The sequence below is a fragment of the Prosthecobacter sp. genome, from assembly GCF_049294395.1.
Classification (GTDB): Bacteria; Verrucomicrobiota; Verrucomicrobiia; order Verrucomicrobiales; family Verrucomicrobiaceae; genus Prosthecobacter.
In genome coordinates this window covers 44,914-65,523 of record NZ_JBAQCR010000112.1, presented here as the reverse complement: position 1 = coordinate 65,523, position 20,610 = coordinate 44,914, and the positions used below count along the sequence as shown (strand labels likewise).

20 protein-coding genes are annotated in these 20,610 nt (G+C 60.3%); 11 read left to right on the top strand and 9 right to left on the bottom strand.

The window, feature by feature from the left end; all coding sequences use genetic code 11:
* Positions 1-16: 16 nt before the first annotated feature.
* The 6 genes from rpmG (at position 17) to WAW39_RS07150 (ending at position 4,979) form a co-directional block, all read left to right on the top strand.
* Entirely contained in the window at positions 17-190 is a 174-nt protein-coding gene (gene rpmG, locus WAW39_RS07175; protein ID WP_294397372.1) for a 50S ribosomal protein L33, read from the top strand.
* 18 nt (positions 191-208) lie between these two features.
* The gene (rpsR, locus tag WAW39_RS07170; RefSeq protein ID WP_294397375.1) at positions 209-448 is read left to right on the top strand and encodes a 30S ribosomal protein S18; all 240 of its coding nucleotides are present in this window, start codon (positions 209-211) and stop codon (positions 446-448) included.
* A gap of 92 nt (positions 449-540) precedes the next feature.
* Positions 541-1,329 carry a GTP cyclohydrolase FolE2 gene (gene folE2 / locus WAW39_RS07165; RefSeq protein WP_422317239.1) on the top strand — a complete coding sequence of 263 codons (789 nt, stop codon included), beginning with the start codon at positions 541-543 and terminating at the stop codon, positions 1,327-1,329.
* Entirely contained in the window at positions 1,326-2,366 is a 1,041-nt protein-coding gene (locus WAW39_RS07160; protein ID WP_422317237.1) for an L-threonylcarbamoyladenylate synthase, read from the top strand. Before folE2 ends, WAW39_RS07160 begins: the two co-directional genes overlap by 4 nt.
* Positions 2,367-2,696: 330 nt before the next feature.
* Entirely contained in the window at positions 2,697-4,373 is a 1,677-nt protein-coding gene (gene murJ, locus WAW39_RS07155; RefSeq protein ID WP_422317233.1) for a murein biosynthesis integral membrane protein MurJ, read from the top strand.
* Positions 4,374-4,379: 6 nt separating this feature from the next.
* Complete coding sequence (locus tag WAW39_RS07150) at positions 4,380-4,979, top strand: hypothetical protein (protein WP_422317231.1); 600 nt, start codon at positions 4,380-4,382, stop codon at positions 4,977-4,979.
* Between the two features lie 210 nt (positions 4,980-5,189).
* Here WAW39_RS07150 and WAW39_RS07145 read toward each other — a convergent pair whose 3' ends face one another.
* From WAW39_RS07145 to WAW39_RS07135, 3 genes are all read right to left on the bottom strand, one after another.
* Complete coding sequence (locus WAW39_RS07145) at positions 5,190-6,452, bottom strand: hypothetical protein (protein WP_422317229.1); 1,263 nt, start codon at positions 6,450-6,452, stop codon at positions 5,190-5,192.
* A gap of 113 nt (positions 6,453-6,565) precedes the next feature.
* A complete protein-coding gene (locus WAW39_RS07140) occupies positions 6,566-8,521 on the bottom strand; it encodes an alpha-1,4-glucan--maltose-1-phosphate maltosyltransferase (RefSeq protein WP_422317227.1) in 1,956 nt (651 codons plus the stop codon).
* A 155-nt stretch (positions 8,522-8,676) separates the two neighbouring features.
* The gene (locus tag WAW39_RS07135) at positions 8,677-9,597 is read right to left on the bottom strand and encodes a sugar phosphate isomerase/epimerase family protein (RefSeq protein ID WP_422317225.1); all 921 of its coding nucleotides are present in this window, start codon (positions 9,595-9,597) and stop codon (positions 8,677-8,679) included.
* Between the two features lie 51 nt (positions 9,598-9,648).
* On the opposite strand from WAW39_RS07135, the gene WAW39_RS07130 reads away from it, so the two are divergent.
* Positions 9,649-10,845 carry an alpha/beta hydrolase gene (locus tag WAW39_RS07130; RefSeq protein ID WP_422317223.1) on the top strand — a complete coding sequence of 399 codons (1,197 nt, stop codon included), beginning with the start codon at positions 9,649-9,651 and terminating at the stop codon, positions 10,843-10,845.
* 2 nt (positions 10,846-10,847) lie between these two features.
* On the opposite strand, the gene WAW39_RS07125 is transcribed toward WAW39_RS07130, so the two are convergent.
* Together WAW39_RS07125 and fabF are read right to left on the bottom strand one after the other, a co-directional pair.
* Positions 10,848-11,150 carry a hypothetical protein gene (locus WAW39_RS07125; RefSeq protein WP_422317221.1) on the bottom strand — a complete coding sequence of 101 codons (303 nt, stop codon included), beginning with the start codon at positions 11,148-11,150 and terminating at the stop codon, positions 10,848-10,850.
* Positions 11,151-11,215: 65 nt separating this feature from the next.
* The gene (fabF, locus tag WAW39_RS07120) at positions 11,216-12,460 is read right to left on the bottom strand and encodes a beta-ketoacyl-ACP synthase II (RefSeq protein WP_422317219.1); all 1,245 of its coding nucleotides are present in this window, start codon (positions 12,458-12,460) and stop codon (positions 11,216-11,218) included.
* Positions 12,461-12,586: 126 nt separating this feature from the next.
* On the opposite strand from fabF, the gene WAW39_RS07115 reads away from it, so the two are divergent.
* Positions 12,587-13,210, top strand: coding sequence for a LolA family protein (locus WAW39_RS07115; RefSeq protein ID WP_422317217.1), 624 nt, complete (start codon positions 12,587-12,589; stop codon positions 13,208-13,210).
* Here the strand turns inward: WAW39_RS07115 and WAW39_RS07110 are convergent.
* Together WAW39_RS07110 and WAW39_RS07105 are read right to left on the bottom strand one after the other, a co-directional pair.
* Complete coding sequence (locus tag WAW39_RS07110; RefSeq protein WP_422317215.1) at positions 13,204-14,088, bottom strand: polyprenyl synthetase family protein; 885 nt, start codon at positions 14,086-14,088, stop codon at positions 13,204-13,206. The genes WAW39_RS07115 and WAW39_RS07110 overlap by 7 nt on opposite strands.
* A gap of 120 nt (positions 14,089-14,208) precedes the next feature.
* The gene (locus WAW39_RS07105; protein WP_422317213.1) at positions 14,209-14,472 is read right to left on the bottom strand and encodes a hypothetical protein; all 264 of its coding nucleotides are present in this window, start codon (positions 14,470-14,472) and stop codon (positions 14,209-14,211) included.
* A gap of 307 nt (positions 14,473-14,779) precedes the next feature.
* On the opposite strand from WAW39_RS07105, the gene WAW39_RS07100 reads away from it, so the two are divergent.
* Together WAW39_RS07100 and WAW39_RS07095 are read left to right on the top strand one after the other, a co-directional pair.
* Positions 14,780-15,565, top strand: coding sequence for a sensor histidine kinase (locus tag WAW39_RS07100; RefSeq protein WP_422317211.1), 786 nt, complete (start codon positions 14,780-14,782; stop codon positions 15,563-15,565).
* Between the two features lie 4 nt (positions 15,566-15,569).
* Complete coding sequence (locus WAW39_RS07095) at positions 15,570-16,232, top strand: response regulator (protein WP_422317209.1); 663 nt, start codon at positions 15,570-15,572, stop codon at positions 16,230-16,232.
* 2 nt (positions 16,233-16,234) lie between these two features.
* On the opposite strand, the gene WAW39_RS07090 is transcribed toward WAW39_RS07095, so the two are convergent.
* Positions 16,235-17,515, bottom strand: coding sequence for a dihydroorotase (locus WAW39_RS07090; RefSeq protein ID WP_422317207.1), 1,281 nt, complete (start codon positions 17,513-17,515; stop codon positions 16,235-16,237).
* 221 nt (positions 17,516-17,736) lie between these two features.
* Between WAW39_RS07090 and WAW39_RS07085 the strand changes: the two genes are divergently transcribed.
* On the top strand, positions 17,737-18,360 hold the full coding sequence (locus tag WAW39_RS07085) for a hypothetical protein (protein ID WP_422317205.1): 624 nt from the start codon (positions 17,737-17,739) through the stop codon (positions 18,358-18,360).
* On the opposite strand, the gene WAW39_RS07080 is transcribed toward WAW39_RS07085, so the two are convergent.
* Entirely contained in the window at positions 18,342-20,597 is a 2,256-nt protein-coding gene (locus WAW39_RS07080; RefSeq protein WP_422317203.1) for an FG-GAP repeat domain-containing protein, read from the bottom strand. The genes WAW39_RS07085 and WAW39_RS07080 overlap by 19 nt on opposite strands.
* Between the last annotated feature and the right edge of the window lie 13 nt (positions 20,598-20,610).

Genomic DNA, 20,610 nt, shown 5'->3' with positions numbered 1-20,610 from the left:
TCTGCGCCCCAAATTTATGCCGCGAGAAATCATCACCCTTGAATGCACCGAAGCGAAAGCCGCAGGTATGCCGCCCTCCCGCTACGTGACCACGCGCAATAAGAAAAGCGTCCGCACTCCGGGCCGTCTTGAGAAGGTGAAGTTTAATCACTTCATGAAGAAGCGCACCCTTCACCGCGAAACCCGCTAATTTTTACCCCAGACTGCCATGCAACCGAAGACCAAAGAACGCATGTCCAACTTCCGTCGCGCGAATCGCAAGATGCCGCGCCGCCGAGTGGACATCCCGGTGGAGAAGATTTCCTACACCAATCCTGAGCTGCTCGCCCGTTTCACCACGGAATCCGGCAAGCTCATCCCCCGCCGCATCACTGGTCTTCCAGCCTGGCTGCACCGCGTGGTCGTCCGTGAGATCAAGCGCTCCCGCGCTGTGAACCTCATGGCGTGATTTTCCAGGGTTTGCCCGTAAAGGGTCCCTTTTGATCTGCTTCCCACTGTTGCATTACGCGGCAGTGGGAAGTTTCATTTCCAGCCTCGTCCATGTCCGCCCTTACCGACACGCAAAACGAACGCGATGAACGCCGTCTGCCCATTGATCGCGTGGGCGTGCGCAGCCTGCGCTTTCCTCTGAGCATCCGCGACCGTGATGCCGCCGTGCAGCACACCGTCGCCACCGTTTCCCTGGCCGTCGATCTGCCGCACCAGTTCAAAGGCACTCATATGAGCCGCTTTGTGGAGGTGCTGCATGCCCACGGCAAGGAACTGACCGTCTCCAACATCGTCGCCATGCCGCGTGAGCTGATGAAAAAGCTCCACGCTGACAAGGCTCACGTGGAAATGCGCTTCCCGTACTTCCGCGCCAAAAAGGCCCCCGTCTCCGGCGCTGAGGGTCTGCTGGACTACGGTGTGATCTTTGAAGTGAACACGGACAAGGAGAAGACCGACTTCGTCCTCACCGTGGAAGTGCCCGTGACCACGCTCTGCCCCTGCTCCAAAGCCATCAGCGCCCGGGGCGCCCACAATCAGCGCGGCACCGTCACCCTCGCCATTCGTTTCAACGATCCCGTCTGGATCGAAGACCTGCTGGAACTGGTGGAACAAAGCGCCAGCAGCGAGCTGTACAGCCTGCTCAAGCGTCCCGACGAAAAGTTCGTCACTGAAGCCGCCTACGACAATCCCGTCTTCGTCGAAGACCTCGTGCGCAACATCGCCGTGAAAGCCAAGGCGCATCCGCGCATCACCTGGTTCCGCGTTGAAGCAGAGAATTACGAATCCATCCACAATCACAACGCCTGGGCGGTGATTGAAAGCCACACATCGCCATCATGAGTTACGTCACCGCCGTTCTGCCCACCGACCAGCCACCGCTGATGCACCAGGCGGTCGATGAGGCCGTCCGTCTGCTGCGTGAGGGTGAAGTCGTCGCCCTGCCCACCGAAACCGTCTATGGCCTCGCGGCCAACGCGCTCGATGCGGAAGCCGTGGCGAAAATCTTCGAAGCCAAGGAACGCCCCACCTTTGACCCGCTCATCGTCCATCTGGCCAGCAAGGAGCAGATCGACCTCGTGGCCGATGTGCCGCCTGAGATCGCTGTGACGCTGAAGAAAATGGTCGAGCGCTTCTGGCCCGGCCCCCTGACGATCCTGCTGCCCAAAAAGCCCATCGTTCCCGACCTCGTGACCGCCGGGCTGCAGACCGTCGCCGTGCGCGTCAGCTCCAATCCCATTTTCCGCCGCGTCATCACCGATCTTGGCAAACCCATCGCGGCCCCCAGCGCGAATCGTTTTGGCTCCATCAGCCCGACGTCCGCCAGTGCCGTGCTTTCGGAACTCGATGGCCGCATCCACCTCATCGTGGATGCCGGCGCCTGCATGTTCGGACTGGAGTCCACCATCATCAAGATCGAGCCCGGCAGCCCGAAGATGTTCATCGACATCGTGCGCCCCGGTCCCATCACGGCAGAGGATTTGAAAGCCTATGGCAAGGTGCGCTACACTACGCGCACCGTCGTCGATGAAGCCACCGCCGCCCCCGGCCAGCTGGCCTCCCACTACGCGCCGAAGACCCCGCTGCGCCTGCTGGAGCGCCCTTCTGATTTCATCCCCGAAGAAGGCAAACGCTACGCCCTCATGAGCTACCGTGGCGAAGAAAAGGATGGCTACCTCAATCTCTGCGAATGGGAGGAAGTGATGATGCTCAGCCCCGGCAACGGCAAGCTCCCCGAAGCCGCCGTGCGCTTCTTCTACGTCCTCCGCGCGCTCGACAAGCTCGGCGTCGACGAAATCATTGCAGAACCGTTGCATGAACATGGCATGGGAATCGCCATGATGGACAAACTGCGGCGCGCGAGCGGCCGCTACAAGTAGCGCAACCGTCCCGGTTGCAGTTTGTCTCATCACCTGCATCATCGCTTCGATTGCAAACGTCCTTCTTCAACCTCCCGCATTTGCGACAGCCGCCGAAAATGCCGGCCCTTTGGACTGCGGTTGCGCAGCGAGGAACGAGCGCAGCCACCGCTTTCGACGGGACGAGTGGTGCCCGCATAGCAGGGAACATCCGAAAGCGGGAGCAGGTGGTTGACCGCAGGCCGGTCAGCACACGCACACCACGAGACGCACGAAAGCGGCAGCTACCGCAGCCGCACTCCAAATCCGCCATGCGCTATTCGATCAGATTGAATCACGAATTAATCTCACATGAAAGACGCTAATTCATCAGGCCCGGCTGAGAGCAAGCCACAGGCTGGCACTACGACGGAGAAAGCGGGCAAGCCAGACTCCAACTCCCAGGCCCGCTCCACCGGGATCGTCTCCATCGCCATCCTCTGCAGCCGCGTGCTCGGCCTGGTGCGGGATCAGATGCTGAACGGCTTCTTCGGCTCTGCCTTCACCGGCATCTTTACCGCCGCCTTCCGCACGCCGAACATGCTGCGTGACCTGTTTGCCGAAGGGGCACTCTCCACGGCCTTCGTCACAACCTTCTCCAAGAAGATGAAGACCGAGGGCGACGAGGCCGCCTGGGTGCTCGGACGCAAGATGATCTCGCTCTCGGTCTGGTTCATGAGCATCGTGGCCATCGCGGGCGTGCTGCTCTCGCCCATCATCTTCCGCATCCTGACGCCCGGACTCAGTGAAGAGGCCAAGGTGCTCGGCATCTGGCTGGCGCAGATCATGTATCCCTTCATCGCGCTGGTGTCCGTCACCGCGCTGGTCATGGGCATGCTGAATTCGAAGAAGGTGTTCTTCATTCCCGCCGTCGCTTCGGCATTTTTCAATCTCGGATGCATTGTCGGTGGCGTCATCCTCGCATGGCTCATTGATCCTGGCTTCCGCCATGGCCACGTCAGTGAAAAAGGTCTCACCGGTTTCGCCATCGGCACCTTGATCGGCGGTGTGCTGCAGCTTGCTGTGCAGCTTCCCTCGCTGCATCGCGTCGGGTTTCGTTTTCGCTTCGACTTCGGCTGCAAAGATCCTGCGGTGAAGGAAGTGCTGCACCTCATGTGGCCTTCGATGCTCGCCGCCAGCGGCACGCAGGTGGCGGTGCTGCTCAATTCCATCTTCGCCTCCTACACACCAGGCAAGGAGTCCGCGCTCGCCTGGCTGGCGAATGCCCAGCGCCTGCAACAATTGCCGCTGGGACTCTTCGGTGTTGCCGTGGCCACCGTCACGCTGCCCATGCTCTCACGCCTTGCCACCGAAGGCATGACACCCGCGTTTCGTGCTGCATTGGCCAAGGGATTGCGGCTGGTGCTCTTCCTCACGCTGCCCTGCGCCGTTGGCCTCACCCTGCTGTCACAGGAAATCATCTCGGTCATTTTTGAGCACGGCAAATTCAATGCGCAGGACGTGCAAAACACCGCCGCACCGCTGCAGGCCTACGCTTTTGGCCTGATCTTCTACGCCGCCATCAAGGTGCTGCAGCCCGCGTTTTACACCATCAACCGCCGCTTCATTCCCATGCTGGTCAGCATCGGCGTCATCGTGTTCACGGCCACGGTGAACTCCATCACCGTCTTCGTCTTCAAGTGGGATCACACCGCGCTCGCCTGGGCCACGGCGGTTGGTCTCTCGCTCAATTTCCTCACGCTGTACCTCTGCATGCGCAAGTTTGCCTCCGGGCTTGAAACGGGCTCGCTGGTGCAGTCGCTCATCAAGCTGCTCATCGGTATTGCCGCCATGTCCGCCGTTTGTTTCGCGGCCAAGTACACGATCATGGCGAACTGGTCGCACCTGAACTTCCTGCTGCGCTGCGCCGGGCTCGGTGTCAGCATCAGCGTGGCTGCCGCCGCGTATTTCGCGGTCACCAAGAAGCTCCAGGTGGAGGAAGCCGGTGAATTTCTCTCGTTGCTAGGCCGCCGCTTTGGCAAGAAGTAACCGGGCATGCCGCTCCAACGCTTCTGGTTCCAGGTTGCCGCCTTCCTTGCTCTCGTGTGGGCCGGTGTGGGCGTGGTCATGTGGGTGACCGAGGATTCGGTTTTTTCGTCCGAGAAGACGCTGGCACTCATGGCGAACGCGCCGTGGCTGGCGGACGAAGATCTCGCTGACGCGCCGCGCAAAGCGTACCTGGACAAGGTCATCAGCTCCGTCATCAAGCTCGACTTCAACCAGCGCAGCGAGATGCGTGAGGACGGTCTGGAAACCATGGACCTCTTTTTCAAATCGCTGACCGATGAAGAAAAGGGCCGGTACGTGAACCGCACCGTGGAGGAAAACTTCAAGGCCGTGATGAAGGGCTTGGAAAAACTGCCCGCCGAAGACCGCCGCCGCATCATCGGCGGCATCCAGCGCGAGATGAAAAAGAAGGCTTCAAAGAATCCCGAAATGCAGATGATGTTGGATCAGAGTCCGGCGGAATTTGAAAAATCCTTCACCAAGGACATGGGCCTCTTCTTCAAAGAAGCGCCGCTCTCCATGAAGCTGGAAATGGCCCCGATGCTGGAAGGCATGCAGGGGCGGATGCAAGGCATGCGGATGCGGTAGAATAGCCTTGCGCTCGAACAGCAAGGCGCGCTTTCTGGGGTGTAGGTTGGGTGTGTTTGGCGCGCATGGTATTCCTGCGTTTCATTGCCTTCTTCGCCAAACCGCCCGACTCCGAGGGCATTCCTATGCCGGTGTGTTTGCTAAACGTTCATAGACGGGCGGGCTGTCGCCACACCCATCCTACGACCGCACACGAATCGCTGGGAGAGTCTACTTTTTCCAACCCATCGGCTGCGTCCAGGCCATTTCTTTCTGCCCTTCAAATGACGGATTCGCATAGGGCTTTGAAGAGGTGATCACCGCGCGGAAATACAGCTCCTTGCCGCTGGGTTTCCACACGACTTCTTCGCCTTCAATCGTCGCCAGTGTTTTGCCAATGTCATCCGAGTACAGCAGGCGCGGTGGATGCAGATCATCGGCCACGGGAGGAGCGGGGCGGGTGGTTGGATCGTAACCCTGCAGCGTGCCGCGAATCTGCGTGGTGTAGGTGACTCCAGGCTCTTTGTGAATGCGGATGCGCAGCTCGCCATCCTTGAAGCTCACATCGTCCAGCGTTACGCCGGAGGAGGCATAGAAATCGCCGGCCTTCATGGCTTTGATGATCTCGGCAGGATCCAGGCTGGCCGCACGCACCATCACCCAGCCACGGCCGGGGCCGTTTTCTTCACCGTGATAGCGGTGGGAGTCATCCGTGCCCACGCCATACAGCGGCGGTGCTTTGAACTCGGCGATGCGCAGCGTGTTGGCCACGTCCCAGATCTTCTCATGGCCCATGCGGGACGCATCTCCTGGGTAGTTGATGGTGGGATGGCCGTTGTAGATCTCCCAGAAGTTTTCCTCCAAGACAGCCGCCAGATCCTCGGCGGAGAGCGCCCATCTGAAGTTCGGGTGATTGATGTGCGAGAGCATCGGCACGCCCAAGCGCTTGGACTGTTCGTTCACCATCTGCAAATTCGCGCGCATCACTTCCTGGATGCTGCTGAGGTCTTTGACCGGCTTGATCTCCTCCTTCAGATTCACCGCATTTAGATGAATCGGGATCTTGCCGAAGCCTGCGCTGATCTCTTCCGCCTGAACGAGCAAGAACTTCCCTGGCACCTCAAACTTGGGCCGGTACTCCTCCAGCTTCTTCAGCCGCACTTCGGTCACGCCGTCTTTTTCACGCGTCGTCACCCATTCATCGCCGAAGCGGGCGCGATACTTTTCCATCGTCGTCTTGCCCAGGATCCGGCGGCGTTTTTCGATCGCGGGTTCACTCATCCACACCTCTTTCGCCTGGAGGATGTTGTGGTCGGAGATGGCCAGGAAATCGTAGCCATGCTGCTTGTACCAGTCCGTGATCATCTCCGGGAAATCATTGCCATCACTCCACAGGGAATGCGTGTGCGTGTTGCCCTTGAACCAGCGCGTCTGCTGGGCGGAGGCGGTGTGAATCAGACCGAGGGCAAGAAGACTGAGAAGGGTTGGACGCATCACAAACGAACGCATCGAAACCACCGCATCTGACTTGGAATTTCGCGGCGCTATCACGATGGCATTGCAAGCCGACACGCAAGCAACTGCAGCTTGCGACATTTAATGACTTCTCACTGCTCCACCCGGAAGATGTGCATAGACATCCCGTTGGGATGCAGCGCCACGTAGTTGTCCACGCCGCGCCACTCATAGGTTTGATTGTGCAGGAGGTCGGTGACCTTGTAGGGACGGCTGCCGTCGAGGCCGAGGGCTGCGAGATCGATATGCACCATGCCGATGGCGGGATGATGTGCATCATGGCTGATGACGCAGAGGATGCGGTTGCTGAAGTCAGGAGTGATCTTGCTGTAGCAGAGCATCTGGCCGTGATCGGCGCCATGGAAGCTGAGGTTGTCGTAGAGATGCATCGCTGGATTGTCGCGGCGGATCAGGTTCAGCATGCGGATGAAAGACGTGATGTTGCCCAGCTGATTGTAGTCGCGCTGCTTCAGCTCGTACTTCTCGCTGTTGTCGTACTCCTCCTTGCCCGGATAAGGATCGTTCTCGCAGAGTTCGTAGCCGGAGTACATGCCCCAGCAGGATGAAAGGGTGGCGGCCAGTGCGGCGCGGATGCGGAACATCTGCGAATTGGCATTCTGCAGGTGGGCGGGCAGGATGTCCGGCGTGGTGGGCCAGAAATTCGCGCGGTAGTACCAGCGCATGTCCGTGCGCGTGAGCTCGGTGGCGTATTCGGTGAGCGACTGGCGGTCTTCGCGCCAGGTGAAGTAGGTGTAGCTCTGAGTGAAGCCCACCTTGCCCAGCACCTGCATCATCTTCGGTTTGGTGAAAGCTTCGGCAAGGAAGAGCACATCGGGATCCTTCCGCTGAATGGTGGCGATGAGCTCCTCCCAGAACGCGACGGGCTTGGTGTGAGGATTGTCCACGCGGAAGATCTTCACGCCGCGGTCCACCCAGTACTGCACCACGTCAATCAGCTCCTTCCACAGGTTGCGCCAGTCATCGCAATGGAAGTTCAGCGGGTAGATGTCCTGATACTTCTTCGGCGGATTCTCGGCGTAGCGGATGCTGCCGTCCGGGCGCTTGTAAAACCACTCCGGATGATCTTTGACGTAAGGATGGTCGGGCGAGCAGTTGAGCGCAAAATCCAGCGCGATCTCCAGTCCGCGTTTCTTCGCTTCCTTCACCAGCCAGACAAAATCCTTCTCTGTGCCGAGCGCGGGTTCGATATTGCGATGCCCACCCGTCGGGCCACCGATTGCCCAGGGGCTGCCCACGTCGTCAGGCTTGGCCGTGAGCGTGTTGTTTTTGCCTTTGCGGGCCGTGATGCCGATCGGGTGGATCGGCGGGAAGTAGATCACATCAAAGCCCATGTGGGCCGCGTGGTCGAGACGGCCCAGGCAGTCGCGGAAGGAGGAATGCTTGTCACTGCGGCCTTCGGCCCCACGAGGGAAGAATTCATACCAGGCGGAGAAGCGGGCGCGCTCGCGTTCTGCGGTGGCGCGAAGCGTATCTGAAGTGGTGGACTGCGAGCGGTCCGGATACTGATCCATCAGGCTCTGCATCTCGTCCGAAAGCAGCACGTCCATGAGATCCGCAGCTTTCATCGACGCGAGCAGATCCGCGCAATCCTCCAGTTGCGTTCCCGCAGTCGGCACGCCGGCGGCTCGGGCGCGCTTGGCGGCATCCCGCAGCAGTCGTGCACCCTCCTGCGCCTCGATCGGCACATCCGGATCCTTGGCCTGCACCCGCACCGCAAACGTCTTTTTCCAAGAGCGGAAGGTGTCGCCCCAGGCCTCAACGACGTACTCCCAGCGGCCCGCTTTGGAAAAGCTGCACTGCCCATGCCAGCGGTCATTTTCAGTCAGCTTCATCGGCGCTTCAAACCAGCGGCGCGATCCCGTGAGCCGCCAGCGCAGCACCGCGCTCATCACATCGTGCCCGTCCTTGAAAATGTCACACCACACATCCAGCGGCTCGTCGATCACACGCTTGACCGGATGCCGTCCGCCATCCAGGCAGGGGTAGAAGTTCTCGATGACGACAGTGGGCGCATGGGTGACGGACATGGGGGGAGGGGAGGTTTGCGATTGTTGACGGTTGTCTACAGTCGTTGCCAGTGGTTTTCAAAGACCTTCCGCTCCCCGGAGCATGTAGAGTTACGTGGGCACGCACCTGCCTTGGCAGGGGAAACCATCGCAAACAACTGCCAACCACCGCAAACTCAGGCCAGCAAGGGGCGCAGCATGTCGCAAATCTCCGGCACGCGCACAAACGGATCTTCCTTGGTCTCAAACTCCAGCGTGAACCAGCCCTGGTAGTTGGCGTCGCGCATGATCTGGATCACACGTTTCACATCGCTGGGCTCACTGACGCCTTTGGCGGCACCTTTGCGGCTGATCTCCATCTTGAGCTGCACATTGACGGCGTACGGCGCGATCTTCGCGAGATCGGCATACGGGTCTTCGGTGTGGAAGTTGCCGCTGTCCAAATTGATACCGGCCCAGGGGCTTTTGGCGGCCTTGATCATCTTGATGAGGTTTTCCGGCTCGGCGACGATGCCACCGTGGTTTTCCATGCCGAGGAAGACGCCCTTCTTGGCGGCGTAATCGAGGCACTCCTGGTAGGATTCGAGGCAGTTGGCCACGGCCTGCTCCTCACTGAGCTCTTTGGACTGGGGGCCGGCAAAGACGCGGATGTGCGGGGCACCCATGATCGCGGAGTAATCGATCCACTTCTTGGTGTAAGCGATCTGCTCGCTCAGCTTCTCGCCCTTGGGCAGGGCGAAATTGTTGCCCACGGCAGTGCCTGCAAGCTGCACGCCACGCAGGTAGGCACGGCGTTTCACTTCCAGCAGGAAAGCCTCGTCCACGTCCTTCGGGAAAAAGTAGCTCGTGACTTCAGCGCCGGGGACGTTGTTGTCACCGCACCAGTCGATGAAATCGAGGATGCTCCAAAGCGGGCGGCCACCTTTCGGCTTCTGCTCCTTGTCGCGCATCCACTGGAAGTACTCGCGGAAGCTGTAGGCTGCGACGCCAAGCTGCATGCGGCTCTTGCCTGGGCGCTTGATGGGCTCAATGGCAGGCAGGGTGGAGACGCTGAGCGCGCCAAGGCTGGTGGAGAGAAAATGACGGCGTGAGATCATGGCGGATGAAAGAACGGATTGAAAAGACAGGATTAACAGACTTCCACCTGCATGAACAAGATTTCTCTTTTCGCCGCCGCCCTCTTTTTCACCTCCCTGGCCCACGCCGAGCCTACCAAGGTCAAGCTTTGGCCTGATGGCGCACCGGGGGCAAAGGGCACGGAGGACAAGGATCAGCCCTTCATCAATGTGTGGGCGGCTGCCAAGGACAAAGCCAATGGTGCAGCCTTTGTCGTCTGTCCCGGCGGTGGTTACGGCGGGCTGGCAGCCGACCATGAAGGCATCCAAGTCGCCAAGTGGTTCAATGGCATCGGCGTTTCCGCCTTCGTGCTGCATTACCGCCTCGGCAGCCAGGGCTATCATTTTCCCACGCAGCTCATTGATGTGCAGCGTGCCATCCGGCATGTGCGGGCCAATGCGCAGCAGTATGGCATTGATCCGAACCGCATCGGCATCATCGGCTTCTCCGCAGGCGGCCACCTCACCTCCATGGCTGCCACGATGTTTGATGAAAAACCCGCCGGTGCGACGAACGATGCCATTGATCAAGTCAGCGCCCGTCCTGATGTGGCCGCGCCAACCTATCCGGTGATTTCGATGATCGAGGACTACGGCCACAAAGGCTCGCGCAAAAACCTGCTCGGCCCCGGTGACAACGACGAACTGGCGAAGCATGTAAGCACCGAAACTCGCGTGACAGCCAACACGCCGCCCATCTTCATCTTCCAGACCGACGAAGACACCGTGGTGCCTGCCGAAAACGCTGTGGCCTTTTACCTCGCCTGCCGGAAAAACAAAGTCCCCGCCGAACTCCACATCTACCGCCCCGGTCCGCATGGTGTGGGCCTGTTCCTCGGCGATCCCGTGTTGGGCACCTGGAGCGGGCACCTGCGTGACTGGCTGCGCAATCAGGGCTTCCTCAAGCCGATGAAGCGCACCGCCATCAACGGCAAGGTCACCGTGAATGGCAAGCCCGTGAGCTGGGGCAGTGTCATCTTCGCGTCAGACGATCCCTCCGCACCCGTGGCCTGCGCCCGAGTCATGGGCGGCAAGTTCAAGCTCGATGAAAAGACCGGCCCCATCGTCGGCAAAGTGAAGCTGACGGTCAGCTACAGCGCCGCCGATGTTCCGGGCTTGGAGACAGCAGATGGCACTGCAACCACGAAGGAGCAAAAACCCGGCGCAGGCGACTGGAGCCTCGACATTGCCGAGGGTGCGAAGGATGTGGACTTGCAGGTGACGCGTTGAATCTAAAGCAGGCGAAGCACCTCATTGAGAATCACGGCCAGGACGAGCAATACTCCTGCCATGCAGGCAACGCACAAAAACGTCGTGCGTGCGCTGGGCCAGCGCCATGCGACGATGCCGGCAATGGCCGCGTTGACTGACAGCCCCGCCAGGATGGTGCCGGCAATCAGGATGAAGGTCCCGAGTCCGTTGGACTGAGGACCGGTCTCTTTGAAACCGGCGATCATGACTCCGATCACCACCAGAGCCACGGGGGGTAGCGCCAGGGAGAGCGTGCTGTAAAACCGGGCGAGTGTGAGAAGCATGAAATTGCGGGAGCTGCATGACAGCTCCCGAGACATTCAAAAAGACACCGCTGCGGCGATCAGTCTTAGAACTTCTTGATCAGCAGCGCGGCGTTGTGACCGCCGAAGCCGAAGGAGTTGCTCAGGACGGCGTCCACTTTGGCCGGGCGGGCGGTGTTTGGCACCACGTCCACATCCACCTCGGGATCGAGGTTCTCGACGTTGATCGTGGGTGGCACCACCTGGTCCTTGATCGCGTAAATGGAAGCGATGAGTTCCACGCCGCCGGCAGCGCCGAGCAGGTGGCCTGTCATCGACTTGGTGCCGGAGACCAGCAGTCCCTTCGTGGCGTATTCACCGAACACGCGCTTGATGGCGCGCAGTTCGCACAAATCGCCGACGGGGGTCGAGGTGGCGTGGGCGTTGATGTACTGCACATCCGTCACGTTCAGCTTGGCATGACGCAGAGCCATCTCCATGCACTTGGCCGCGCCCAAACCTTCGGGATGCGGGGAGGTGAGGTGGTAGGCATCTGCCGTGGCACCATAACCGACCAGTTCGGCGTAAATGGTGGCACCGCGCTTCTTGGCGTGCTCGAGTTCTTCAATGACGACGACACCGGCGCCTTCGCCCATGACGAAGCCGTCGCGGTCCTTGTCCCAGGGGCGGGAGGCACGCTCAGGCTCGTCGTTGCGCATGCTCAGGGCTTTCATGTTGGCGAATCCGGCCAGACCGCAGGGGCGGATGGAGGCTTCGGCACCACCGCAGATCATCACGTCGGCATCGCCGAATTTGATGTTCCGCCAGGCTTCACCGATGTTGTTGTTGGAAGTCGCGCAGGCCGTGACGATGGCCATGTTCGGTCCCATGAAGCCATATTCCGCCGCGATCATGCCGCTGGCGATGTTCGAGATCATCATCGGGATGATGAAGGGGGAGACGCGGGAAGGGGACTTCGTCAGCAGCACTTCATACTGGGTTTCCAGGGTGCCGAGACCGCCGATGCCACTGCCGACCATCACACCCACGCGGTGGGGGTCGAGGCTGTCTGGGTTCAAACCCGCGTCCTTGGCGGCCATTTTCGAGGCTGCCATGGCAAACTGGAAGTAGCGGTCGGCGCGGCGGGCGTCCTTGTGGTTGTTGAAATGGACGGTCGGATCAAAGTCCACCACCTCGCCCGCGATCTTGCAGTCGTACTTTTCGGTGTCCATGGACTGGATGCGGCGGATGCCGCTCTTGCCTGCCTGGATGTTCTTCCAAAAGTCATCTTTGGTGTTGCCGACCGGGGAGATAACTCCCATGCCGGTGATGACTACGCGACGCTCGCTCATGTGTATAAATAGGGGTTGGTTCGAAAGTTCAGAGAACACGGATTGCACGGGGGGGCAAGGGAAAACATGGCAGCGAAAAGCTTGAGACTTGGTTGTTTTGGGTGTCTGGCTTGCTGTGTGATTCGTTTGTCATCCATTCTTGCCGCTGCCTTCTGGCTGACGCTGCCCGCCCAGGCGGCGCCGGATCCTGCCCTCATTCCGCCCGTGATGCGTGAGTGGATGGCGGCTGAGAAAGGCATTGGCAGCATCAAAGTCGCCTTTCAGCAGACCCGCACCACCCCTGCGCTCAAGGAGCCTGTGAGCACCAGCGGTCGTTTTTGGCGCATGACCGACGGTCGTTTTCGCCTGGAACTGGGATCGCCCGCAACGACGATCCTGGTCTTCGACAAGGAAACCGTGCGCCTCAAAGAAAGCGCAGACGCCTCCTGGCAGACCCTGAAGCCCGACGACAGCCGGGTGCGCATCTGGATGAAATTCCTCAGCGGCCGGGAAATGGACACTGAATCCCTGACGAACAATTTCACACTCAAAGTCACCCAGCAGGAGAAGAGCTACATCACCGTGGCCATGATTCCGCGGCCGCTGCTCATTAAGAAGTATCTCAGGCAGCTCGACATGCAGATTGAGCCCGGCGGCAGGCGGCTCCTCGGCTTCCGCGTGGTGCAGGGAGATGGGTCCACGCTGCTGCTCAATTTTGGTCCGCCGGAGAAACTCGTGGGCGATTTAGCTCAGCTGTTTCGGCCTCAATAATCCCGGTTCAGCAGGTGGTCGGAAAGCTGGCGCAGCCGCAAGGCGGCGTCACCAAACACATCCAGCGCGCGGTGTGACACCTCGGTGAGGCGGTGCGCTTCCGCACGGGAAGCTTCCAGGCCCATCAGCGCCGGGTAGGTGCTCTTTTCTGCCGCGACGTCCTTGCCGGCGCTTTTGCCAAGTTTTTCGCTCGTCTGGGTCACGTCGAGAATGTCGTCGATGATCTGGAAAGCCAGACCGGTGGCCATGCCGAAGTCATGCAGCGCCTGCATCTGCTCAGGGCTCGCGCTGGCGCTCATGCCGCCCAGTTTCACGCTGGTGGTGAGCAGCGCGGCGGTTTTGCCTTCATGGATGAAGCGCAGGTCTTCCAAAGGAAGCTTTTTGCCCTCGCCTTCCAGATCCGCCACCTGACCACCCACAAGATGCAGGCTGCCTGCCGTGCGTGCGAGTTCCAGCACCATCACCGCCGTGGGATGAGTCGATGACATGGGTGTCTTCGTCACCAGTTCAAACGCCAGGGCCTGCAGCGCATCACCCGCGAGTAGAGCGATGGCCTCGCCATAGACCTTGTGGCAGGTCGGCACCCCGCGGCGCATGTCGTCGTCGTCCATGCAGGGCAAGTCGTCGTGAATGAGCGAGTAGGTGTGCAGGCATTCCACCGCACAGGCATTGTAAACCGCATCTTCCGCCGTGCCGCCGCAGGCTTCCGCCGCCGCGAGGCAGAGGATCGGCCGCAGCCGTTTGCCGCCCGCGAACATGCTGTGCCTCATCGCTTGGTGAAGGATGGTTGGCCGCGTGTCCGAGCCCGGGATGAGACGGTTCAGCGCTGTATCAACAAACTGGCAGCGCTGGGCGAGGTATTCTTTGAGATCGGACATGGGGTGATTGTGAAGCCGTGAGTCCGCCTCAATTCAAGCGAGATTAACAGGAGAGGGGGATCCAGGATCGGGTTCCATCCATCGCCACCATGCGGAGGCTTCCGCTGAATATGACTAAAGTCATGTAATGCCGGGAGTTGTCGCGAATAAGACAAATATGTGAAAGATAAGCTGATTCATGCTATCAATAAAAGTGTCTAAATCATTCAGCCAGGGAGGTTTAAAAGTGGGAGGGGCACGTCCTGAAGGTAAATATCTCTCCGCCAGTTGGATGGTTTTGGTCGCGGCTGCAATCTTGGCATGGATCAGCCTGATGCCCATCGCCTGGATTGGCTGTCTGATGTTCCAAAGCAACATGGCTGCCAAGGCGACGAAGCTGATCATCTGTGGATTGCTGACGTTTTTTTGGAATCGCTTTTTCCTCAAACGACTGTTATTCGACCTCTATCAGGAGGAGCGCCCTAGAAAGGAAATAGGCCACAACAGAGCGCAGGTCGTCGGGATTCTTGGCGTGCAAGCCCTGCTTGCTCTCATCTGCAACCATCTGGCCGGGTCATTCAATCCCATCGGCATGCAGCAATGGTTTTGGATGCCCGTGGCTGGTTTTTCTGGAGTGCTTTTGAGAAGGCGCCGGCACATGTTTTTGGTGATTTGCATTACTCTGGCCATTTCCACGGCGCATGAGCATACCATGCGTGGCCTGCATCCGGCGGTGTTTTGGATGTGCGGCCAGATCTCCACCAGTGTGTTCATCATGGGCTGTTCCTTTGCGATGACGCAAGCGTCGAGGCAGCGCATGAACACGGCGCGTCTGGCGGCGGAACTGCGCACCGCCAACGCCCAGCTCGAGCTGCAGGCGGAGCAGGCGGCGCTGCTCGCCGTGGAGCAGGAGCGCAACCGCCTGGCACGGGAGATCCATGACGCGGTGGGGCACAGTCTGACGGTGGTGGGGGCACAGCTCGATGTTGCGGAGTCTTTGATGAAGCAGGAGCCCGCCCGTGCTCTGGATGCGGTCCAGAAGGCGCAGCGCTCCAGCCGTGAAGGGCTGGCGGAAATCCGACGTTCGGTGGCCTCCCTGCGTGCGACGCCGCAGGAGCAGCGCACGCTCGCCGAGTCGCTGACTTCGCTGATCACAGGTGCTGAACGGCCCGGGCTGAAGCTGGTGCTGCAGCAGTCTGGCAAGTCACGTGCGTTGCCATCTCTGGTGGAAATTTCGCTCTATCGCTGTGCGCAGGAAGGCATCACCAACGCGTGCCGGCATTCGGGTGCGTCGGAAATCGCGGTGCATCTGGATTTTACTTCGGATGCACGCATCATGCTAAGTGTGACGGACAATGGCCGTGGCTTCAGCCGAATTCCGGAAAACAGCCATGGCTTGAAAGGTCTGCGCGAACGTGCGGCATTGCTCAATGGTGAGTTTTTCGCAGGAACGGAGCAGCAGGGAGGAGGCTGCTGTCGCATGATCATCCCTGCTTGAACGCATGAAATCACCCATCAAGACCCTTCTCGTCGATGACCAGGCATCGTTTCGTGAAGCGATGCACATCCTGCTTGAGCTCGACAGCAGCGTTGAGGTGGTTGCCGAAGCTGCCAACGGCGAGGAGGCCCTGAAACTGACCACGGAACACATGCCGCAGGTCGTGCTGATGGATCTGCAAATGCCGGTGATGTGCGGAGCAGAGGCCACCCGGCGCATTCGTGACAGGCATCCCGGCATACGGGTGCTGGTGCTCAGCGTCTTTGATCAGGAAAAGGATGTCTTTGAGGCTCTGCGTGCAGGTGCCTCCGGTTACATTCTCAAAAACACTCCGATGCCGCAGATGCTGGATGCCATCCGGGTCGTCGCTGCCGGCCAGACCTACCTGCAGCCCACCATTGCCACCCACGTGGTGGCGGAGTTCAACCGCCTCTCCCGCCCCATCACGCTGAGTGGTGAGGAGCGCCGCCTTGCCAGCATGCTCTCTGAGCGTGAAGTGGAGATTCTCCAGCATCTGGTGCGGGGCATGAGCAACAAGGAAATCGCCTCTGCCCTGAGCCTTACTGAAGGGACGGTGAAGAATCACATGACCCGCATTCTGGACAAGTTGCAGGTGGCCGACCGCACAGGAGCCGCGCTCAAGGCGCGTGATCTCGGGCTGGGCTGAAATTACCGCGCCAGCAGTTCCTCACCGCGATACATCACACGCTCGACCATGCCTTGCAGGGTTTTGTCGAGGAAGGGGGTGTTGATGCTTTTCGACTTCATGAAGCCGCGGCTGAAGGTGGTGGTGCGGGCGGGATTGAAGACGATGAACTCGGCGGCACCGCCTTCCTTGATGGGAACGGGGGCCAGCTTCATGAGGCGGCGGGGCTCGGCGCTGTAGTGCTTGACGATGAGCTGCCAGCTGAGGATGTCCTTGGCGATGAAGCGGTCGTAGAGCGAGACCAAGGCGGTTTCGAGGCCGATGATGCCAAAGGGGGCGCTGGCGAAGTCCTGATTCTTCTCAAACGGAGTGTGCGGGGCATGGTCCGTGGCGATGACGTCGAACCAGCCGTCCTTGAGGCCCTGAAGCAGCGCGGCATTGTCCTCCGGCGTGCGCAGCGGCGGGTTCATCTTGTAGTGCGTGTCGTAATCGCCGATGTGCTCATGATTGAACATCAAGTGATGCGGCGTGATCTCGCAGGTGACGCGGATGCCGCGATCCTTGGCACGTTTGATCGTGCGCATGCCTTCGATGGTGGTGACGTGCTGGATGTTGAGATGCACGCCGGTGTATTCGGCGAGGCGGATGTCGCGTGAGATGCAGATCTCCTCGCTGATGTTCGGGATGCCCGGCAGGCCGAGGGCGTAGCTGATCTTGCCCTCATGCATGCAGCCCTTGCCGCTGAGCGCCTTGAGCTCGCAATGGCTGGACAGCGGCAGGTCGTAGTCACGTGCGTATTCCATCGCTCGCCGCAGCACCTGGGGGTTGTCCACGGCGTAACCGTCGTCGGTGAGCATGACGCAGCCGGCGGACTTCATGCCGGCGATGCCGGCGAGTTCCTCGCCCTTGCGGCCCTTGGTGATGGCTCCACTGGTGTAGATGCCGGGGCCGATGCGCGTGCGGCGGGCGCTCTCGAGCACGCTGCGGACGACACCCGCATTGTCGATGGCGGGCGTGGTGTTCGGCATCATGACAAAGCCGGTGACGCCGCCGTTGATCGCGGCCTCGGCACAGGAGGCGATGTTTTCCTTGTCCTCCTGGCCGGGTTCACGGGCATGGACGTGGATGTCAAAGAGCCCGGGCAGCAGAATGCGGCTGGTGCAGTCAATGATTTCTGCGTTTTCGACGCCGGTGATGCTTGGTGCCACGCCGATGATCTGGCCACCCTCGACGAGCACATCGGCTGTCTGGAGCTGGGGACTGTCTTCGCTGGCGATCTGGGCGTTGCGGTAAAGGCGTTTCATGCGTTGCAGGCCATGATGCCGCGAAGCTCCGTGTAGGCAAGCTGGCTTCTCAGCGCATAGCTGGGCATGAGTTGCAGCATGGCTTCAGCCATTGGATCATGCCGCGCCATGGCTGCAGACCATGACTTTTATCTGCTTGCAGGCATTGCCTGTCTCATTTTACATCGGGTATTCACGCCAGGTCTTAGTGAAATTTCCGCAAAATGAAAAGCCGTAATGTCATGCAACACATCGACTTTCAAGATGCTGCCTCTCCTCTGAGCCCTGATGACATTTCCCTCGAAATCCTGAACCGTGCCGAGGAGGAAAACATGGGGGAGGCACCCGCCAAAGTGATGTGCAAATCTCGACAGGCCGATTTCGACCCCAACTGGCATGATGCGCAGGAGATCGTGGTGCCTTTTGACGAAAGCTCTTTCTCCGGGTTGCTGGTGGATGAAAAGACCTTCCAGGCGGCCTATTCCAGGAACCGGCCGCCACTGCTGGTGGAGAATCGGCGACTCGAAATCCAGCGGAGCAGCGGCAATGTGGTGTTTACCACCGACTGGTGGGACGATCTCATGGGTTTCAGCAGCGGATTGCTGTTCTTCGTGGAGATCTTGCTGGCGGTATGGACGGCAGCCCTGCTCTACTCAGGCTTTCCCGTTGCGATGTGGCTGGCCTACACGCTGGAGTCCGTGTGGGCCATGATGCTGATCACCTTCAAGTTTTCCATGGCAAAGCTGACGGCCTACCGGCTCTTCCTCTGGTGCGGCACCTGTGCCACGACGGTGTCCTGGCTGGTCTGGTCTCCCTGGTCGCAGGAGTTTATCGCCAAATTTTGGGCCTACTTCTTCCGCACGTAGAGCAGCGCACGATCATGCGTCAGGAGGCAGAGGTCCAGGCGGCCATCGCCATTGAGATCCATGGCGGCGTAATCGTGCGGCTCGTTTTCGAGGCCCATTTTGCCACGGAAATGAGGATCCGTCTCGAAGACACGGAAGTACATGGCGCTCTCCCATTTCTGCCCGGCGGCGGGCTGGAAGATTTCGACCACGCGGCTTTTGGCGGTGTCGATCAGGGCGATGTCATCCACATCTTCGCCGGAGAACGAAGCGGCCATGAGGTCTGAGGGCGTAGTGTCCTTCAATTCGCTGTCAAAGGTGGCCACGGTTTCGAGTTTGAGCGTGGAGCCATCCAAAGGAGCGATCTGGAAGCTGGTTTTGCCAAGCAGCAGCAGCTTGGTGCTTTGCTCCGCAGTCACCAGAATGCACTGCTCAGGCGTCATGGCGGGCAGCGCATGGGTGTGGTCCGCGCGGAAGACGCGGTCGGTGCCAGCGGTGAGCTCGTGCAGCATGCTGTGCGTGGCGTCGATCAGCAGCACGGAGACCTTGCCGCCCTTGCGGGATACCAGCGCGCTGTGCAGCTCGGCGGCGGCATCGGGGGCGTTGAACTGCTCCACGATGGTCGCCTTGCCATCGGCATCGACCTTGAACGCACGCGCCAGCTGCTGATGGGCGATGATGATCTCCGCCTTGCCGTCGCCATCTAGATCGCCCGTGGTCAGTGCGGCGGGGGTGAGTTTGCTGACAAAGGAATCCGGGATGCCCTCGACGCGCTTGTAGGGCGCTTTGGCGTCCGTGGGGCTCAGCAACAGCTGCATGGGACCGAGATTGGAAAACAAGGCGAGATCGCCACGGCCATCCTGATTGGCATCGACGACGCGGATGCCGTTGATGCGGCCGGTCTTGACGGTGAGCTCCTGTGTGGTGGCGGTGAAACCTTTGGCTCCGGCGGTCTTGCGCAGCGTGACGAGCTGGGGCTTGGACTTGATCTCGGTGACGCAAAGAACGGCTGAGTCGGTGGTCAGGGTGAGCAGGGTTTCGCCCTCTTTGGCCTGGTAGATGATCTCGGGGTAGAGCAGGCGGTTGTCCTGCCAGTGGGCCACGCCGATGGACTGCTCACCGGGGCTGAGCAGCACGAGCTCGGCTTTCTTGTCACCATCCACATCGGCGATGGCCAGGGACTCCACACCACTAAGGATGGGAAACTCGCGCCCCTCACTGAAGGCGCCGCTGGCGCTGCCCTGAAACAACCAGGCACGTGCTGCCTTGGGCTCGGACATGATGACGTCAGCATGCCCGTCTCCGGTCAGGTCACCATAGGCCACGGCACCGTTTTTGGATTCCGTGGGCGGCATGGCATAGCGGATGGTGGCGGCGTGGTCGGAGTCGGGTTCGGCGGTGCCTTGGGTGAGCTTCGCGACTTCCACCATGTTCGTTTCATCCTGGATCCAGGCGACGCCGGATTTCTTGCCACCCAGGCGGATGGCATGCAGCCAGTGGCGCGCGGCGGGGATTTCCAGCCGCCACTCCTCGCCAAAGGTGGTGCCTTCATGCTGCAGGCGGACGAGCAGCGCGTCACCGTCCGGGGCGGTGTAGAATAGGTCGGCACGTCCATCGTCGTTGAGATCGGTGCTGGCCAATCCAGCGCTGCCGCTTTCGCCCAATGCGTAGTTCTGCGGCTCCGCCCACTCGCCGGGCTTGGTTTGCAGCAGCACCATCAAACGCGTGCTGGTGAGCAGGGCGATGTCATCGCGTCCGTCACCGTTCAAATCACGCGCGACAAGAACTTCGGTGTCATCTGCGGTGGAGTCGAGGGTGAACTCGCGCTTGGCTGCCCAGGCACCTTTGTCGTCCTGCATGCGCAGCACGAGTTTGTCCTCATCGGTGAGGAAGGCGATGTCCGCCTTCTTGTCGCCATTCCAGTCGCCCACGACGAGGGCGAGCGCGGCACGGCCGATGACGAGCGGCTGCTTGTCGAAGCGGGAGATTTCAAGGATCGGGTTCCAGCGGTCGGCGCGGGCGGACTTTTCCGGAGCACCGGGCTGCACGCCGTCCTTGCGCTGCAGGAGAAACTCGATGCGCGCCCGTGAAGCATTGACGATGGCAAGATCGGTCAGGCCATCGCCATTGAAGTCAGCGGCATGCGGGCTGGCGGTGTTCCAGTCGAGTTTCACGATCTCCGGGCCGTCGAAATACAGTGCGGGTTTGTCAGCAAGAACGCTGGTCGCAAAGAGCAACGGCAGGAAAGCGAGACGCATGGCGTGCGATAGT

Bases quoted from the DNA above. Each gene is read 5' to 3' on its own strand.
- folE2 (WP_422317239.1), top strand. From the start codon at position 541: ATGTCCGCCCTTACCGACACGCAAAACGAACGCGATGAACGCCGTCTG.
- WAW39_RS07140 (WP_422317227.1), bottom strand. From the start codon at position 8,521: ATGTCCGTCACCCATGCGCCCACTGTCGTCATCGAGAACTTCTACCCC.
- WAW39_RS07085 (WP_422317205.1), top strand. From the start codon at position 17,737: ATGCAACACATCGACTTTCAAGATGCTGCCTCTCCTCTGAGCCCTGAT.
- WAW39_RS07110 (WP_422317215.1), bottom strand. From the start codon at position 14,088: ATGTCCGATCTCAAAGAATACCTCGCCCAGCGCTGCCAGTTTGTTGAT.
- WAW39_RS07090 (WP_422317207.1), bottom strand. From the start codon at position 17,515: ATGAAACGCCTTTACCGCAACGCCCAGATCGCCAGCGAAGACAGTCCC.
- WAW39_RS07080 (WP_422317203.1), bottom strand. From the start codon at position 20,597: ATGCGTCTCGCTTTCCTGCCGTTGCTCTTTGCGACCAGCGTTCTTGCT.
- WAW39_RS07105 (WP_422317213.1), bottom strand. From the start codon at position 14,472: ATGATCAGCTTCGTCGCCTTGGCAGCCATGTTGCTTTGGAACATCAGA.
- murJ (WP_422317233.1), top strand. From the start codon at position 2,697: ATGAAAGACGCTAATTCATCAGGCCCGGCTGAGAGCAAGCCACAGGCT.
- WAW39_RS07125 (WP_422317221.1), bottom strand. From the start codon at position 11,150: ATGCTTCTCACACTCGCCCGGTTTTACAGCACGCTCTCCCTGGCGCTA.
- WAW39_RS07145 (WP_422317229.1), bottom strand. From the start codon at position 6,452: ATGCGTCCAACCCTTCTCAGTCTTCTTGCCCTCGGTCTGATTCACACC.
- rpsR (WP_294397375.1), top strand. From the start codon at position 209: ATGCAACCGAAGACCAAAGAACGCATGTCCAACTTCCGTCGCGCGAAT.
- fabF (WP_422317219.1), bottom strand. From the start codon at position 12,460: ATGAGCGAGCGTCGCGTAGTCATCACCGGCATGGGAGTTATCTCCCCG.
- WAW39_RS07135 (WP_422317225.1), bottom strand. From the start codon at position 9,597: ATGATCTCACGCCGTCATTTTCTCTCCACCAGCCTTGGCGCGCTCAGC.
- rpmG (WP_294397372.1), top strand. From the start codon at position 17: ATGCCGCGAGAAATCATCACCCTTGAATGCACCGAAGCGAAAGCCGCA.
- WAW39_RS07130 (WP_422317223.1), top strand. From the start codon at position 9,649: ATGAACAAGATTTCTCTTTTCGCCGCCGCCCTCTTTTTCACCTCCCTG.
- WAW39_RS07100 (WP_422317211.1), top strand. From the start codon at position 14,780: ATGCGTGGCCTGCATCCGGCGGTGTTTTGGATGTGCGGCCAGATCTCC.
- WAW39_RS07160 (WP_422317237.1), top strand. From the start codon at position 1,326: ATGAGTTACGTCACCGCCGTTCTGCCCACCGACCAGCCACCGCTGATG.
- WAW39_RS07150 (WP_422317231.1), top strand. From the start codon at position 4,380: ATGCCGCTCCAACGCTTCTGGTTCCAGGTTGCCGCCTTCCTTGCTCTC.
- WAW39_RS07095 (WP_422317209.1), top strand. From the start codon at position 15,570: ATGAAATCACCCATCAAGACCCTTCTCGTCGATGACCAGGCATCGTTT.